Genomic DNA, 14,537 nt, shown 5'->3' with positions numbered 1-14,537 from the left:
TGCTGCCCTGGATTGCCGCGCCCCTTCGGGGCTCGCAATGACGAGCGGTGTGCGAGTCCCAAAGGAGTTCGATTTGTCCGAAGCCGGAATGCGATACCTGCTGGAAGCGCTCAGCGCCGGATCGATGCGCGCGGCGGGGGATAGGCTCAACGTCGCGCCGTCCTCGATCAGCCGCCAGATCGCGCAGCTGGAGAGCCAGTACGGCCTCGCCCTGATAGAGAAGGGGCGGCGCGGCGTGCGACTGACCCATGCGGGCGAGATCGTGATCGCCCACTACCGCAACCAGTTGGCCGACCGCGAGGCGCTGCGTGCCAAGCTGGAGGAACTGCGCTCGGTCCGGACGGGCCAAGTGACTGCGGCGATCGGCGACGGCTTCGCGGGGCAGAGCTTTACCTCGATCGTCAGCCAGTTCTCGCAGGCGAACCCGCTGATCCGGCTGGAGATCCTCACCGGCTCCACAACCGAGATCCTGCGCATGATCGCGGATGACGAGGCGCATTTCGGCCTCGTCTTCTCGACCCCGAACGACATGAAGATCCACGTCCGCTCGGTGATTGCGCAGCCACTGATGGCGATCATGCTGCCGGACAACCCGCTGGCCGCACAGCCGAGCGTCACCATTGCCCAATTGGCGCAAGTGCCGCTGGTGCTGCCGCCCGCCCACTTCCGCATCCGCCAGATCCTGAGCGCGGCCGAGGCCAATTCGAAGACCTATTTCCAGCCCGCGATCACCTCCAACTCGATCCACGTCATGCAGGACATGGTGCGCGCCGGGATCGCCGTTGCCATCCTGCCGCAGATTTCCGTATGGTCCGAACTTACCGAGGGCGCGATGGTCAGCGTGCCGATTGCCGACGACAGCATCGAGGAAACCACCACCAGCCTCGTCCTGCGCTCCGGCCGCCAGCTGGAAGGCGCCCCGCTGCGTCTGCTCAAGCGTATCGAGGCGCAGCTGCGGCAGTGGAACCGGCCGGTGGGGCGGGAACGGTGATGTCAGGTTACCTTCGGATCGTCATCACGAGCGCAGCGAAGCAATCCAGGGCAGTAGATCGCCCTGGAGTGCTTCGCTACGCTCGCAATGACGAGATGGGTGGAAGGTAATCATACGGGTCGGCGTTTCGTTTTTCGCAACGTTTCGAGCATTGATCTCGTCATTGAATGCAACGTTGACGGCGTCCACGCTGCTCATTGCAACATCCGAGAGCACTGATGACTGACCCGACCGACGACCCCGAAGACACCGGCCTGTCGCGCGCCGACCTGCTGCTGTTGCTGCCGTTCGTGTGGCAACTGGGCTTCGCGCCATGGGCCAACGGCGTCGAGTGGGCACCGCTGGGCCTGCCGTTCGGGATGGTCTGGCAGATGGCGGGCATCCTCTTCGCCACCGCCGTTCTGGGCCTGCGCTTCATGCTCGACACGCGCAACAGGAAGGGCGGGGCATGATCCTCTCGCTCATCCTGCTGATCGTGTGCGGCACCGTCGCCGGATCGATGCTCTATGGCCGCCGCAAGCAGAAGCGCGCGCAGACCATGGAGGAATGGGCGCTTGGTGGCCGCAAGCTGGGTACGCTGGTGTTCTGGTTCCTCAACGCCGGTGAGATCTACACGACCTTCGCCGTGCTCGGTATTTCGGGCTTTGCCTGGGCCTATGGCGCGCCTGCCTATCTGGCGTTCTGCTCGGTCTCGCTGTCGGCGGCGCTGGGCTATTGGCTGACGCCGATGATCCATGCCTATGGGCGGCGCCACGGCCTTGTCACGCAGGCGGACTTCTTCGCGCACCGCTATCAGGCGCGCTGGCTGGGCGTCTGCGTGGCGGCGGCGGGGCTGATCGCGCTGGTGGTCTACGTGCAGATCCAGGTCACCGCGCTGACTCTGGTGGTGCGCCTCGCCGCAGGGCCGTGGGTGAGCCAGGGCGCGGCGGCGGGCTTTTCGGTCGTGCTGATGCTGCTCTTCGTGTTCCTCGCGGGCCTGCGCTCCGCCGCCTTCGCCGCGGGCGTGAAGGACGTGCTGATGCTGATCGTGGTGATCGTGCTGGCCTGGACCGTCGCGAACGTGGTGGGCGAGGCTTCGGTGCTCGACGTCTTCCGCACCGTCGGCGAGCGTTTCCCGCAGGCCACCCGCTTCCCCGGTCTCAAGCCCGAACTCGGCCTCGACGTGACCTGGCTGGTGACCTCGGCGATCAACGTGGCGCTGGGGACGTACATCTTCCCGCACATGTTCCAGCTGTGCTACTCGGCCGACAGCGGCACGACGATCCGGCGCAACGCGGTGTTCCAGCCGATCTACTCGCTCTCGTATTTCTTCATCATCCTGCTCGGCTTCGCGGCGCTGCTGGCCGGGACCAAGGCCCCCGGCGGCGACCCCAATGCGCTGCTGCTGGCCTTCGTGGAGCAGCGCTATCCGGCGTGGATGCTCGGCGTGCTGGCGGGGACGGCCTCGCTGCTGGCGCTTGTGCCCGGCTCGGTGCTGCTGCTGACCTGCGGGTCGATCTTTGGCCGCAACATCGTGCGCCCGCTGGTGCCGACCATAGACGACCGCACCGAACTGCTGGTCTCGCGCCTCGCCATGGTCGTGTTCGCCGCGATCGCGCTTTACCTGACTTTGGGTGCGAGCGGCTCGCTGGTCGAGATCGGCCTGTCCGCCTATGCAGCGATCGGTATGCTGGCGCCGGGCGTCTACTGCGCCTTCCTGCTGCGCCGCACGAGCGCCGCCGCCGTCCTGTGCGGATTGCTGACGGGCTATGCGGTACTCTGGGTGCCCGCGCTGTCGAGCCTTGCCGCCGCATGGTTCCCGCACTGGGAGATCGGCCTCGTCGCGCTGGTCGCCAATGCCGCGGTCACCGTGGGCCTGTCTCTGGCAAGCCCGCGCAAGGTGCTCGTCGCTCAACCCGCCTGACGACAGGCGACTGAGGCGCAAGACAACGCCGCGTCCGGTTCCGACCGGGCGCGGCGTCTTCGTGTCCGGGCCATGTCCGACGTTGCAGCCAGCGCAACGTTTTCGCCCGATGCGCGCCATTGTTGGAAAACAACCCCGCTGGCATCGATCGTCTGAAGGCAGAGAGCGGGACAAAGATCGCGCCGCTGCAGCAGGAATTTCCGCAGGTCAGGAACAAGGACGAAGCAATGACGGTCAGCAAGCGGTCACGGGTGAACTGGCAGGGCTATATTCCCGCCATCACGACCCCCTTCATCGACGAGGACACGCTCGACGAAAAGGGCCTCGGCCTGCTGCTGGAGTGGCTCGTCGATCAGGGCATGCACGGCCTTGTGCTCGCCGGAACCACCGGCGAATGGACCAGCATGCGCCCCGACGAGCGCAAGCGCCTGTTCGCGCTGGCGGGTGCCCAGATGGCGAAGAAGGTGCCGCTCATCGCGGGCTGCTCCAGCTTCACCGCGCGCGAGACGATTGCTTATGCGCAGGCCGCCGCAGAGGCCGGTTTCGAGGGCGTGCTGATCACCCCGCCGCCTTACGTGCGTCCGCTACCGAACGAGATCGTGGCGTTCTACGAGGAAGTCGGCGCCGCCATCGACCTGCCGATCTGCGTCTACAACTGGCCTCCGGGCACCGGCATCGACATGCCGCTGGAGACGCTGCGCCGCCTTGCCGACATCGACGCGATCGTCGCCATCAAGCAGTCCACCCCGCGCTTCACGCACTTCATGGACACCGTCTTCGCGCTGGGCGAGCAGGTCCGCGTATTCGGCTACCCGATGGACGAACTGGGCCTGACGATGCTGCGCGTCCACGGCGGCGATGGCACGATGGGCGCGGGTGGCGTGCTCGGCCGCAACCAGACCGGCTTCTACGACAAGCTGTGGGCCGGCGACATCGAGGGTGCGCGTGAATGCGGGCGCAAGGACCGGGTGCTGATGGAGGAATGGTATACGCCGGACCTCGTCGGCCGCTTCGGTTCCGGCCCGGCGATCCTCAAGGCCGCGCTCGATACTATGGGCCTGCCCGGCGGTCCGGTGCGCAAGCCGCTGATCGGCGTCACCGGCAAGGACCGCGAAAGCATTGCCGAGACGCTGCGAAAGCTCGATATGCTCTGACCATGAGCATGCCGACGACGACCCACTGCGATATCCTGATCGTCGGCGGCGGACTCGTCGGCTGCGCTACGGCCTGGCACCTTTCCCGCTTGGGATTCAAGGCCTTGCTGGCTGAGCGGGGGCACCTCAATTCGGGTGCCTCCGGGCAGAACGCGGGCTCGCTGCACTTCCAGATCGAGCGGCGCTTCCTCGAACAGGGCGAGAAGGCCGCCGCCGACGGCGCGCGCATCGTCTCGCTCAACCGCCTCGCGATCGAGGAGTGGAAGGGCATCGAGAACATGCTCGGCCGCCCCCTCGACGTCGCCATGCACGGCGGGCTGATGGTGGCCGAGACCGAGGCGGAGATGGACCTCCTCGCCTTCAAGGTGGCCCGCGAGAACGAACTGGGGCTGCAAACACGGGTACTCAGCGGCACCCAACTGCACCATAAGGCCTCCGCACTGTCCCCCAACCTTGCCGGAGCCGCCTGGCTGGAGGACGAAGGCCATGCCAACCCGCGCACCCTCGTCGATGCCTTCGCCGATGGCGCGCGGGGGCAGGGGGCGGTGGTGCAGACGGGCACCGCGCTTGCCGGACTCTCGATGCAGCGCGACCGGACCTACCGTGCCACGCTGCACGGACCCGACGGCGAGATCACGGTGAACACGCCGCGCGTGCTGCTGGCGGCGGGGCATTGGGTGCCGCGCCTTGCCGGGCTGCTGGGCCTCAACGTGCCGCTCTATCCTGCGCCGCTGATGATGAGCGTGACCGACCGCACCGAGCCGGTGCTGCCCTTCCTCATCCAGCACGTCGGGCGGCGGCTGTCGATGAAGCAGACCGAGGACGGCAACTTGCTGATCGGCGGCGGCTGGCCCTCACGCCTTGCGAAGCGCGCCGACGGCACCCCTGATCTCGACCGCCCCGCGATCGTCGAGCCTGCCAACTTGCGCGCCAACCTGGACGTCGGCGCGCGGGTCATGCCGGGGCTGGCCGAGCGCTCCTTGCTGCGGACATGGACCGGCACCACCTGCATTTCCGCCGACCAGCTTCCGATCGTCGGTGAGGTTGCCGCCGCGCCGGGGCTGTTCGTCGCGGCGGGCGGATCGCTGTTCACGCTTGGCCCGGTGCTGGCGCGGCTGCTCGCGCGCACGATCGCGGAAGGCGCCGCGCCGGAGGAACTGACGATGTTCACGCCGCGCCGCTTCGCACACCTCGATGCCTTCGCGGTGCTTCCATGAAAGAGGCTGGCGTGAAGCGCGTCGAACAGGGCGTCACCCGGCCCGCGCCGGTCGCGGTGGAACTCGACGGCGCGCCGGTCATGGCACATCCCGGCGAGACGGTGGCCGTCGCCGTGCTCTCGACCGCGCCGCGCTTTCGTGACGACCGTTCGGGACAGGCGCGGGGGATGTTCTGCAACATGGGCACCTGTAGTGAATGCACCGTCTGGGTCGCGCGCGGGGATGCGCCATGGCGGCGCCTGCGCGGCTGCCTCGTGCCCGTAGAGCCGGGCCTGCGCATCCGCACCGAAAGGCCGGAAGCATGAGCACTTACGACATCGCCATCGTCGGCGGTGGCCCGGCGGGCCTGGCTGCTGCGGAGCGCACGCTGGCGGCGGGCCTCTCGATATGCGTGATCGACGAGCAGCAGCGGCCCGGCGGCCAGATCCTGCGCCAGCCTCCCGCGACGTTCTCCGTCCCCGGATGGCTCGGCGGCGCGCCTTATCGCAAGGGCCGCGCACTGCTCGACCGGGTGAGCGGCGACGCGCGGCTGCAGTGGCTGGGCGGTCGCTCGGTGCTGGGCGTCATGCCTGATGGCGAGGGTTTCGCGCTGACCCTCTCGGGCACGGCGGGCGGTATCGAACAGGTGCGGGCGCGGCGGGTGCTGGTGGCTGGGGGCTGCTACGACATGCCGGTGGCGCTGCCGGGCTGGACGCTGCCCGGCGTCATGAGCGCGGGCGCGGTGCAGACGCTCATCAAAGCGCAACAAGTGCTGCCCGGCCAACGGATCGTCCTGTTCGGCACCCATCCGCTGATGATCGTCCTCGCGCAGCAGATCGTCGAGGCAGGCGGTGAAGTCGCCGCCGTCTGCTTCGCGCAGCCCTTTGCCGCCATGGCGCGCACGGCGCTGGCGCATCTGCCGCGCGCGCTGCGGACGCCCGGCCCGTTGCTAGCCGCTGCCGCCGGGATCATGGCGCTGCGCCGGGCCGGAGTGCCGGTCCGCTACGGCGCGCAGGCCTTGCGCTGCGAAGGCACCGACGCGGTGGAGCGCATCGTCTTCAGCAACGGCGAAAGCATCGCCTGCGACGTCGCCGCGATGTGCTACGGCTTCCTGCCGCAAGCCGACCTGATCCGCCAGATCGGCGCCGAGGTACGCTGGTCCGACCCCGCCGGAGGCTGGGAAGCCATCCATGACGAAGCCATGCGTTCGACCGTGCCGGGCCTCTACGTCGCGGGCGAGACTACCGGTGTCGCGGGCAGCGATGCGGCGATGGCCGAGGGCGCGTTGGCGGGGGTGGCCATCGCGCAGGACGCGGGCGCTCTGTCGGCCGAGGAAGCGGCTGCGGCTATACGCAAGCCTCAGGCCGAGCGACAGGCGATGCAGGGCTTCATCGATCTTCTGCGCGGGGTCGCCGATCCCCGCCCATGGCTGCCGGAGCCGGAACCGGAAACCCTGCTCTGCCGGTGCGAGGACATTTCCGCCGGGACTGTCGATCGCGCGATTGCCGATGCCTTGGAAGTCGGTCCCTCGTTCGGGGCAAGCGCGATCAAGCTGCGCTGCCGGGCGGGCATGGGGCTGTGCCAGGGGCGGACCTGCGAACATGCGCTGGTGCGCCGCATCGCCTCGGCGCGGGGCTGCCGAGAAGCCGAGGTGACCGGCTTCCGCCCGCGTTTCCCGGCACGCGCGGTGTCGGTGGCGGACTTGCTGGAAGGCGCGGCATAGAGCACCTCGCGGCCCACACGCCGTCATTGCGAGCGCAGCGAAGCAATCCAGGGCAGTATGAGGCCGCCCTGGATTGCTTCGCTGCGCTCGCAATGACGACGTTTGGGGATGCGTAGGATCTGATTCTGCTTACGTTGCGTCCATCGCAACATCTTCGCTCAGTCCACGCCATTGCCGGAACACTCGTGCGGCGTAGGCTGGCCGCTTCCCAGCCGGAGATTCCCATGACCGACGCCGCGTCCGACCGCCCCATCTTCATCGAGGCCGATCACGTATCCTGGACCGTGGCCGATGCCGACATCGTCGCGCAGTGGTACAAGGACGTCTTCGGCGCCACCGAACTGTTCCGCATGGGCCCGCTCGACGCCGCGCAGATCCCGGTGGGCGAGGACGGCCGCGACTGGATGGAAAGCCACGTCAACGTGCCCGGCGCCTGCCTGACGCTCATCATGCTCAAGCTGACGGCGAACCTCAACTTCCAGCTCGTCCAGTACGACAAGCCCGCCGATCGCTCCGCGACCCTGCCGCGCAACTGCGACGCGGGCGGGCATCACCTCGGCATCAAGGTGGACGATGTGGAGAAGGCCAAGGCCTATCTCGCCGCTCATGGCTGCACGCCGATGGAGACCATCGACATCACCGAGGGTCCGCTGGCGGGCAAGAAGAACCTCTATATTCTCGACCCCTGGGGCCACCAGCTCGAGATCGTCGACTGACCTTTTCTGACAGGAGCCTGCCATGACCAGCACCCGCATCAATCCCGAGACGCTCTATCCCAGCGTCCAGTACGGTTTCTCGCACGCCACGCTCGACGAGGCGACCGGCACCCTGCACCTCTCGGGCCAGGTGGCCTGGGACAAGGACTACAACGTGGTCGGCGGATCGGACGTGGGCCTTCAGGCGCGTCAGGCGCTGGCGAACATCAAGGACGTGCTGGCTTCGCAGGGCGTCGGCCCTGAAGCGGTGCTGCGCCTGCGTACCTTCATCGTGAACTACGACGTCTCGATGCTGGCCGCGATCGGGCCGGAACTGGGCGCGTTCTACGGTGATGTGGTGCCCGCCTCGAACACCGTGGTCGGTGTCTCGGCGCTGGCGATGCCCGAGTTCCTGATCGAGATAGAGGCCATCGCTACGGTGAAGTAAGGTGCACTCGTCGTCCCGGAGCAAGTCCGGGACGACGATCATCACGGCACGTTGTCCCGCAGCCGCATCCAGCCCGGCGCCTCGACACAGACCCCCGCCCCCACGGCGAGGTTGTCCGCCGCGAGCCACTGCACCGTCTCGTCCTGCGGCTTGCCTTCGGAGACCACGCGGATGCCGATGCGGGCCAGCGTGATGGCGTTGGCATTGGCGTGCAGGAACCGCCCGAGCCAGCCCCAGATACGGATGCCCTCGTGGAAGCGGCGGTCGTTGCCGGGGGCGAAGTCCAGTTCGTTCTCGTTCACCCGCACCTGCGCGGCATTGCCCACGTAGATGCCGTGACCGCCCCACAAGTACTCGACCGGCAGGCGCAGCGCCATGCGGTTGGCGATGACGGCGACGCTGGCGAAGTCCCGGTGGTCCCCGGGGCCGTCGCCCTCGCGGGCCAGCGCGACGTGGGCGCCTTCGAGGAAGGCGGCGATGTCGTTGCGGGCGATGCGGGTTGTACGCCCCTGGCCACCGGCGACGACGATCGCCTGTCCGCCGACCACGCCGAGACCTTTGCGCAGTCGCTCGAACCACGCCGCGACGGCGGGGAACTTGGCGCGCAGGTCGGGATCGGTGACGAAGCGGCGGGTCAGGTCAGCGATAGCGTCCCAGGTGCGCTCCTCGGTTTCCGCGGTGATCTCCTGCGCGAATTCGCGGGCGATGCGGATCCAGGTTTCCTGATCGATCTCGGATCTCGAAGGCGACGCGCCATTGCCCGGCGGGAATGGTGATCAGGCCCTTGCTGTCCGTGGCAGCGGGTTTCGGTGCCTCGGCCACCGTCATCTCGCCGCCGCGGATGAGGTCGCCGAGCAGTTCGGGCGATAGCTGGATGCCGGTCTGTCGCCCCATGACCTTGCGCACGCGGTCGGCGGGCGCGCGGAAGGCGGACGTGGCGGAAGTGTCCGCCAGCGCCTTGTCGGTCAGGCGGCGCATGTAGGCTTGCACCGCGTCGGCGCTGGCCGTGTCGGCGGCGGCGGGCGGTTCGGCGGCGACCAGCTTGCGCCATTCGGGGGCCTCGACCATCGAGGCCATGCTCACCGCGTATGGTCCGACGAGGACTGCATTGCCCGGCACCGGCGTGCGCGTCTCGGCCGGGGTGAAGTCGCGGGCAAGGTGCCTTGCCAGCATCCCGTGGCGACGCGGATCGGCGGCGAGTTCCTCCAGCGTGAACGGCTCCGGCAGGGGCGAGACGCGCAGGCGGTTGCCCTCGATAACGGAGTCGATGGCGTCGGTGACCAGCACGCCGTCCTGCCCGAAGCCGCAAGTGAAGGCGCAATCGACGATCCGCACGAAGCTGACCGGAACGGGCTTGCCGTCGCGCTGCGTGCCGGACACGGTCACGCAGGTCCGCTCGTTTCCGCGCGCGGTGCCGCACGTGACGGTCAGGTCCTCGAGCGTCACGGTATCGACCCCGATGGCGGTGATCGCGCCCCGGCGGCGGGGCTTGTGGTCGAGGAGATCGGCGGTCGCGGCGACGGTCAGCTCGCGCATCGAGAGGCTGGCGCAGTCGATGAACTCCAGCACGCTCTCCCCTCGCTGCACAGCACCTGGCTGGCCGCTCCGCCGCCGTGGATGACGACGTGGCCGAGGCCGGTCAGGATCACCGGCTCCCCGGTCTCGAACCGGCCCTGCCGGAAGCAGATGGTGACGTCCTCGCCTTTGGGCAGTTCGCTGAGGGTCTTCACCCAGTCGGTGCCGGGCGAGAGCGTGACTTCCACGCAGCCGCCGCCGACCCGATTGGCCAGTTCCTCGATCGCGCGCTGGACGGTGACGATCCCGGCGAGGCTGGGCGTGGCCGCCGGGTCGTAGGACACGCGCGCGGCGGTGGAGAGGCTGGCCCCGAAGGTGACGGCAAGGCCCACCCGCGCATCGGTGGAATCGATGAGTTCGGCGCGGACCTGCTGGGTCGCGGTAGCGGCGTCGAGTGCCCAGGCGACGGTCGCCTCACCTTTGTCGTCGGTGAGGGCGATGACGCTGGAGAAGCCGCTCGCGGGCGGAATGACGTTGAGCCCCCGCTGCCCGTCAGCACCTTGAAGCGTACGCGGGCATTCTGGACCGGCGTGGTCCCGCGAAACACGCCGACGCGCAGCAGGTCGGCGAGGGGACACAGGCGCGTCGGCTGGGTCGGATCGGGCATTGCCTCCTGCCCGTCGCCGCCGAGTAGCGCCAACTGGCGCATCCGGGTAAGCGGCGGGAACAGAGGGCGGCAGTCGCCCACGAAAGTCCACGCGCCGCCGGTGCAGTCGAGCACGGCGAGGCGGGCATAGGCATGTTCGATGCCCTGCGGTGACTGCTGTGCGGGGACACCGCTGCTCTCGGGCCAGTCGATCCCGCTGCCGCTGCGGGCAGGGATCACCCACCAGTCGCCCGAGCGATAGGCGCCCCCGGCGAGGAAGGCGACCTCCAGCCCGCTTTCCAGCGGCAGGAAACCGTCGTTGGTGCCGGGCACGGTGATGGCAACGGCACCGGGCGAATCCCACGCGCGGACCTTGGGATTGCGACCGAAGGAGTTGATCGCGATCGGCCCGTCGGCAGTCGGCGCGTCGAGCCGGACGCGGTTGCCGGTCAGGCTGACGATGCGCACCAGCGTTCCGGGGCGGCCGGCAAGTTCGGCGTCGTCGTCGATCAGTTCGATCCACTGGCCGGGGCTCAGGCCGCTTACCGCGTCGCGGCCGGTCTCGGCGAGGGTCAGGGTATCGCCATTGCTTTCCAGCCAGCGCGTGGCGAAGGCAGCATTGTCGCGCGACCACTTGAAGGTCGCCCCTCCGCCTGCCGTGCCGGGCTTGTGGATCTCGACGCGGTAGAGGTGGTTTTCGAGCCGCTGATAGCCTGCGGTCTCGGGAAAGGCGCAAGGGTTGGCCTCGGTGTCGGCGGGCTTGCCGCGCGCGGCGATCGTGCCGTTCGGGCGCTGGATGAAGGAGGTCCACCCCGGCACCGCCGCGTCGCAGGTCACCGCGCCGTCGCCCGCATCGCCTGCCCGAAGGAAACCGACCTGCTCGACCACCTGCAGCCGCGTCGTGGTATCCACGCCCAGCGCTTCCTCGACGAGTTCATCGTCCTCGATCGCGGTGACGTGGCGGTGCCAGACGTCGACGAAGGCGATGTAGCGCCCGTCCGCCGGGCTGGCCGAGCGGCTGCCGTCCGCCGTGACGAAGACCGGCGCTCCGGCAGGCAGGAAGGGCTGCGCGTCGTGAAGGAACTTGCCGGGGTTCATGCAGCGCACGCCGTCGACGTAGAGCGTGCCCGCGCCGACCCCCAGCTTGCCTGCCGCCTCGACGGTGATCGCGAACCCGGCATCGCCCTGCGGCGCGCCGGATGGGCCGATCAGGTCTGCGGCGGTGCGCCTGTCGCGGTGGAGCTGGATCGCGCTGGCCTCGTTACTGTCGGCGTCGAGCGCGACGCGGCCCTGTTGCAGCAGGACGGCCTCGTACTGGCGGGCGGGATCGAACCGCAGCCGGGAAAAATCGCCTTTCATTCGTCCTTCTCCTGCATGATCAGCTGGCCGGCAGCAGTCCGGCTTCGAGGCCGAGGCCCAGGTATTCGTCGAGCGCGATGGCAAGGTTGGCGCGGCGCTGCGGCTCCTCGAGGAAGCGCCAGACGCCCATCGGACCGCCGTTCGCCGCGCCTTGCGTCAGCGCGGGATCGCTGCCCCACGAGAGGCGCGCGAAACCTGCAGCGCCCGGCTCCAGCGTCTCGAAGGCGAGGCCCAGACGCGCGGCGATGGCGGCCTGATCTGCGGCCGCGCCGGCTTCGCGAATGGCGAGGTCGGGCTGGCAGCGGAACTGGCGCGGGCCGGTGGATCCGGGTGGAACCAGCGAGTAGCGCAGGCATCCCACCTGCCGCCGCGTCGCCGCGAGCGTGCGGGCGAAGATGCAGTCGCTGGCGGTGATCGAACGCACCTGTGTCTGGCCGAGAACGGTCGCTCCTGCGAGTGCCGTGCGCGCTCCGGGCATCGTTAGAGCGCCGAGCACCACGCTTTCCGTCACGTCCAGCCCCGGCACCGTCGCGGGCGCGGAAAGAGCGGGCAGGACGCTGCGGCGCAGGGTCACGTTCAGCCGGTCGTGGTCCCCGGCGATGGTGAGGCCGTCCGCGCCGAGCACGGTGCTGTTGGACACGACCAGTTCGCCGAGGTTCGCGGACCCGTCTGCCGCCACCCTGAGCGCGCCGCCGACCAGCAGGCCGTCGATCACCAGCGCGCCGGGATCGAGCGCATCGGCCGGAGCGGTCCCGGCGACGGTGATGTCGCCGGTCACGCAGGCGCGCCGGTCGCGGGCGGTGAGGGAGCCGGGGCGAAGGTCGCTGCCGCCGCCCTCGCGCGGGGTTTCCGGCCAGTCGGCGCTGGCGAGGAGCAGCAGGCTGCCGCGCGGCAGGGCGATCGTGCGCGGGCCGGTCAGGTCCTCGTCGAAGCGGTCGTTGTCGAGCAGGACGATGGCGCCCACGGTCCCGGCAGGCTGCGCGTTCCACAAGGCAACGGCCTCGGCCAAGCTGGCGAGCATGATTCCCGGAAGCGGAGCGCGGCGACGGCTGACGCCGACCTGCCAGGTGATCTCGCGCCCGCCGAGCAGCGTGGCGATTGCGGTGCTGCGATCGTAGGGGCCGCCGCCGAGGTCGCCCGGCGCCGCGAGGGCGTGGCTGACGTGGACGCCCGCAGGCTCTACGCCTTCGGGAAAGGCGACGCGGCCGCGCATCGGATCGAAGGCGGCGGTGATCGGCCGGGTCACGGTGCTTCCCGTGGCATCGAGGTAGTCGAGCGTCGCAGGAGGCCGTCGCCATCCGCGCGCGTCGGCCACGTCATGCAGGTCCGCGCTGGCCAGTTCGGCGGAGGGCACCGCGACGAAGGCATCGCCCGTGCTGGCTTGCACCCAGAGTTGGACCGGCGGGCGATCGTCGAACCACAGCGGCGTGGGCGTGCGTCCCGCCGCCATGTCGGCGCGCATGGCTTCCAGTTCGAGATACAGCCTGCGCCGGTCGAGTAGAGTGGGCAGGTCGGCCTCGCCCGCCGGAACGTCGGCAGCAAGCGGGCTTGGCGGGTTCCACAAGGGCAGTTCCCGCCCCGCAGGATCGCAAAGGAAGCGCCCCGGTCCGGCAGGCGCGGCTTCCACGGCGGCAAGCGGGTAGACCTGCTGGCGCCACGCGAAGATGCCGATGTTTGGCACGTTGTAGCGGCCCCGCCCGCGCGCGATGGGGCGGATGTCGAGCGTGTGCGGCAGCGCGTCGAAGGCGGTGTCGTGGCGCCGCATCCGCTCCGGTTCGCGCACCGTGGCGGTAGCGGGCGCGTCGAGGCGCAAGTGGCGCAGCGCCTGCGTGGTGGCGAGGCGGCGGAACATCTCGGCCGGCACGGCGGGCCAGCCCGTCGTCGCGCGGGTCAGGGTGCCAATGATGCCCAGCGTGCCCTTGCGCCGCCGCAGGCCGACGGTCTGCGCCACCCATGCACGCTCGGAGAAGTTCTCGGTCGGGGTCAGCGCCCGCACGGCGAGGAGGTCGGCGATGTAGGGTACGGCCCATTCCGGGCAGGTCTCGATGAACCAGCTCTCGCTCAGTTCCTCGATGGCGCGGGCGACGCGGTCGGCCTCCCCGCCCATGATGTCGAACAGCGCGGCGACAACTCCCCCGGCATCGAGGTCGGCCTCGCGCAGATAGGCGGGCAAGGCGGTGTATAGGCGATCTGCATCCATGCGCATCATTGCACCTGCGTCAGCTGGAGGGCGGCGGGATCGATCGTCAGCAGTTCCGCGCCCTGCCACCCGTTGCCGAGGCGCGCGGCGGTGGCCGCGGGAAGGACGGGGGCAACCGAGGCGGACTGGTCCTGCCGGTGGAAGCGGGTGAACCGCGCGGCGGTCACGCCGTCGACCGCGTGCAGCACGGCGGAGACTTCGGCGAGGCTGGCGGGATGGGCGAAGGCGCGCGCCGCGAACCCGAAGGCGGCCAGCAGCGCCTCGCGCGCGGCGGCCATGACCGTGGCGGCGACCGCATCGGCGGCAAGTACCAGCCCGGCGTGCAGGACAAATCGGCGTGATCGGTAGGGGGCGAGCGCGATCGGCAGGCCGTGGCGTTGCCCGGCATAGTCCCCGCCGCTGCGCACGGACGCGATCGACTGCTCCAGATTGTCGAACAGCGCGTCGCCGGGCAGGGGCGCCGCCGCGCGTGTCGGCGATTGTCAGGACGACGGCGCGCAGCGTTCGGTCGCGTACAAGGGTGGCGTCGGCCTTGCCGATCCCGGCGAACGTGCGCGCATAGTCCGCCGCGTCGGCGAGGCTGACTATGCGGGCCATCGTGCGCACGGTGCTCGGCGCATTGGCGCGTGCGGTGGCGAGGGTCTCGGGGTCTTCGGCGCCCGATGCAGGGAGCGGGTTGATCACGCCCGAGAGTCCGGCGGGCCGCT

At 69.5% G+C, this 14,537-nt stretch carries 16 protein-coding genes; 9 read left to right on the top strand and 7 right to left on the bottom strand.

Features of this window, described 5'->3' with window-relative positions:
- The first annotated feature begins 73 nt into the window (after positions 1–73).
- A complete protein-coding gene (locus tag KZO24_RS22995; protein ID WP_155986432.1) occupies positions 74–991 on the top strand; it encodes a LysR family transcriptional regulator in 918 nt (305 codons plus the stop codon).
- 24 nt (positions 992–1,015) lie between these two features.
- Here KZO24_RS22995 and KZO24_RS22990 read toward each other — a convergent pair whose 3' ends face one another.
- On the bottom strand, positions 1,016–1,189 hold the full coding sequence (locus tag KZO24_RS22990) for a hypothetical protein (RefSeq protein ID WP_486487278.1): 174 nt from the start codon (positions 1,187–1,189) through the stop codon (positions 1,016–1,018).
- A 20-nt stretch (positions 1,190–1,209) separates the two neighbouring features.
- Here KZO24_RS22990 and KZO24_RS22985 point away from each other — a divergent pair, with 20 nt between their 5' ends.
- The 8 genes from KZO24_RS22985 to KZO24_RS22950 all read left to right on the top strand — a co-directional run bounded on the left by KZO24_RS22985 (position 1,210) and on the right by KZO24_RS22950 (position 8,110).
- On the top strand, positions 1,210–1,443 hold the full coding sequence (locus KZO24_RS22985) for a DUF3311 domain-containing protein (protein ID WP_271184441.1): 234 nt from the start codon (positions 1,210–1,212) through the stop codon (positions 1,441–1,443).
- A complete protein-coding gene (locus tag KZO24_RS22980; RefSeq protein WP_271184442.1) occupies positions 1,440–2,894 on the top strand; it encodes a sodium:solute symporter family protein in 1,455 nt (484 codons plus the stop codon). The genes KZO24_RS22985 and KZO24_RS22980 overlap by 4 nt, the downstream gene beginning before the upstream one ends.
- A 227-nt stretch (positions 2,895–3,121) precedes the next feature.
- Entirely contained in the window at positions 3,122–4,048 is a 927-nt protein-coding gene (locus KZO24_RS22975; protein ID WP_271184443.1) for a dihydrodipicolinate synthase family protein, read from the top strand.
- Between the two features lie 2 nt (positions 4,049–4,050).
- Positions 4,051–5,265, top strand: coding sequence for an NAD(P)/FAD-dependent oxidoreductase (locus KZO24_RS22970; protein WP_271184444.1), 1,215 nt, complete (start codon positions 4,051–4,053; stop codon positions 5,263–5,265).
- 11 nt (positions 5,266–5,276) lie between these two features.
- Entirely contained in the window at positions 5,277–5,570 is a 294-nt protein-coding gene (locus tag KZO24_RS22965) for a (2Fe-2S)-binding protein (protein ID WP_271184445.1), read from the top strand.
- The gene (locus KZO24_RS22960; RefSeq protein ID WP_271184446.1) at positions 5,567–6,967 is read left to right on the top strand and encodes an FAD/NAD(P)-dependent oxidoreductase; all 1,401 of its coding nucleotides are present in this window, start codon (positions 5,567–5,569) and stop codon (positions 6,965–6,967) included. The genes KZO24_RS22965 and KZO24_RS22960 overlap by 4 nt, the downstream gene beginning before the upstream one ends.
- Before the next feature lie 224 nt (positions 6,968–7,191).
- Positions 7,192–7,683: a VOC family protein gene (locus tag KZO24_RS22955; protein ID WP_271184447.1), complete on the top strand. Its 492-nt coding sequence runs from the start codon at positions 7,192–7,194 to the stop codon at positions 7,681–7,683.
- Positions 7,684–7,705: 22 nt separating this feature from the next.
- On the top strand, positions 7,706–8,110 hold the full coding sequence (locus KZO24_RS22950) for a RidA family protein (protein WP_008831705.1): 405 nt from the start codon (positions 7,706–7,708) through the stop codon (positions 8,108–8,110).
- A gap of 41 nt (positions 8,111–8,151) precedes the next feature.
- Here the strand turns inward: KZO24_RS22950 and KZO24_RS22945 are convergent, their stop codons facing one another.
- The 6 genes from KZO24_RS22945 to KZO24_RS22920 form a co-directional block, all read right to left on the bottom strand.
- Complete coding sequence (locus tag KZO24_RS22945) at positions 8,152–8,658, bottom strand: hypothetical protein (protein WP_486487277.1); 507 nt, start codon at positions 8,656–8,658, stop codon at positions 8,152–8,154.
- 91 nt (positions 8,659–8,749) lie between these two features.
- Positions 8,750–9,679: a hypothetical protein gene (locus KZO24_RS22940; protein ID WP_486487276.1), complete on the bottom strand. Its 930-nt coding sequence runs from the start codon at positions 9,677–9,679 to the stop codon at positions 8,750–8,752.
- Positions 9,634–9,873, bottom strand: a complete 240-nt coding sequence (locus KZO24_RS22935; RefSeq protein ID WP_486487275.1) for a hypothetical protein — start codon at positions 9,871–9,873, stop codon at positions 9,634–9,636. Before KZO24_RS22935 ends, KZO24_RS22940 begins: the two co-directional genes overlap by 46 nt.
- Positions 9,837–11,630 (bottom strand): DUF6519 domain-containing protein, encoded by a 1,794-nt coding sequence (locus KZO24_RS22930; protein WP_486487274.1) that lies wholly within the window; start codon positions 11,628–11,630, stop codon positions 9,837–9,839. The genes KZO24_RS22935 and KZO24_RS22930 overlap by 37 nt, the downstream gene beginning before the upstream one ends.
- Positions 11,631–11,649: 19 nt before the next feature.
- Positions 11,650–13,830: a hypothetical protein gene (locus tag KZO24_RS22925; RefSeq protein WP_271184449.1), complete on the bottom strand. Its 2,181-nt coding sequence runs from the start codon at positions 13,828–13,830 to the stop codon at positions 11,650–11,652.
- A 5-nt stretch (positions 13,831–13,835) separates the two neighbouring features.
- Positions 13,836–14,237: a hypothetical protein gene (locus KZO24_RS22920; protein WP_486487273.1), complete on the bottom strand. Its 402-nt coding sequence runs from the start codon at positions 14,235–14,237 to the stop codon at positions 13,836–13,838.
- Positions 14,238–14,537 lie beyond the last annotated feature (300 nt).

Source organism: Novosphingobium sp. NFX11, assembly GCF_057376415.1.
This window is presented reverse-complemented; position numbering and strand designations above follow the sequence as displayed.

Bases quoted from the DNA above. Each gene is read 5' to 3' on its own strand.
- KZO24_RS22980 (WP_271184442.1), top strand. From the start codon at position 1,440: ATGATCCTCTCGCTCATCCTGCTGATCGTGTGCGGCACCGTCGCCGGA.
- KZO24_RS22955 (WP_271184447.1), top strand. From the start codon at position 7,192: ATGACCGACGCCGCGTCCGACCGCCCCATCTTCATCGAGGCCGATCAC.
- KZO24_RS22970 (WP_271184444.1), top strand. From the start codon at position 4,051: ATGAGCATGCCGACGACGACCCACTGCGATATCCTGATCGTCGGCGGC.
- KZO24_RS22930 (WP_486487274.1), bottom strand. From the start codon at position 11,630: ATGAAAGGCGATTTTTCCCGGCTGCGGTTCGATCCCGCCCGCCAGTAC.
- KZO24_RS22975 (WP_271184443.1), top strand. From the start codon at position 3,122: ATGACGGTCAGCAAGCGGTCACGGGTGAACTGGCAGGGCTATATTCCC.
- KZO24_RS22960 (WP_271184446.1), top strand. From the start codon at position 5,567: ATGAGCACTTACGACATCGCCATCGTCGGCGGTGGCCCGGCGGGCCTG.
- KZO24_RS22925 (WP_271184449.1), bottom strand. From the start codon at position 13,830: ATGGATGCAGATCGCCTATACACCGCCTTGCCCGCCTATCTGCGCGAG.
- KZO24_RS22990 (WP_486487278.1), bottom strand. From the start codon at position 1,189: ATGAGCAGCGTGGACGCCGTCAACGTTGCATTCAATGACGAGATCAAT.
- KZO24_RS22950 (WP_008831705.1), top strand. From the start codon at position 7,706: ATGACCAGCACCCGCATCAATCCCGAGACGCTCTATCCCAGCGTCCAG.
- KZO24_RS22985 (WP_271184441.1), top strand. From the start codon at position 1,210: ATGACTGACCCGACCGACGACCCCGAAGACACCGGCCTGTCGCGCGCC.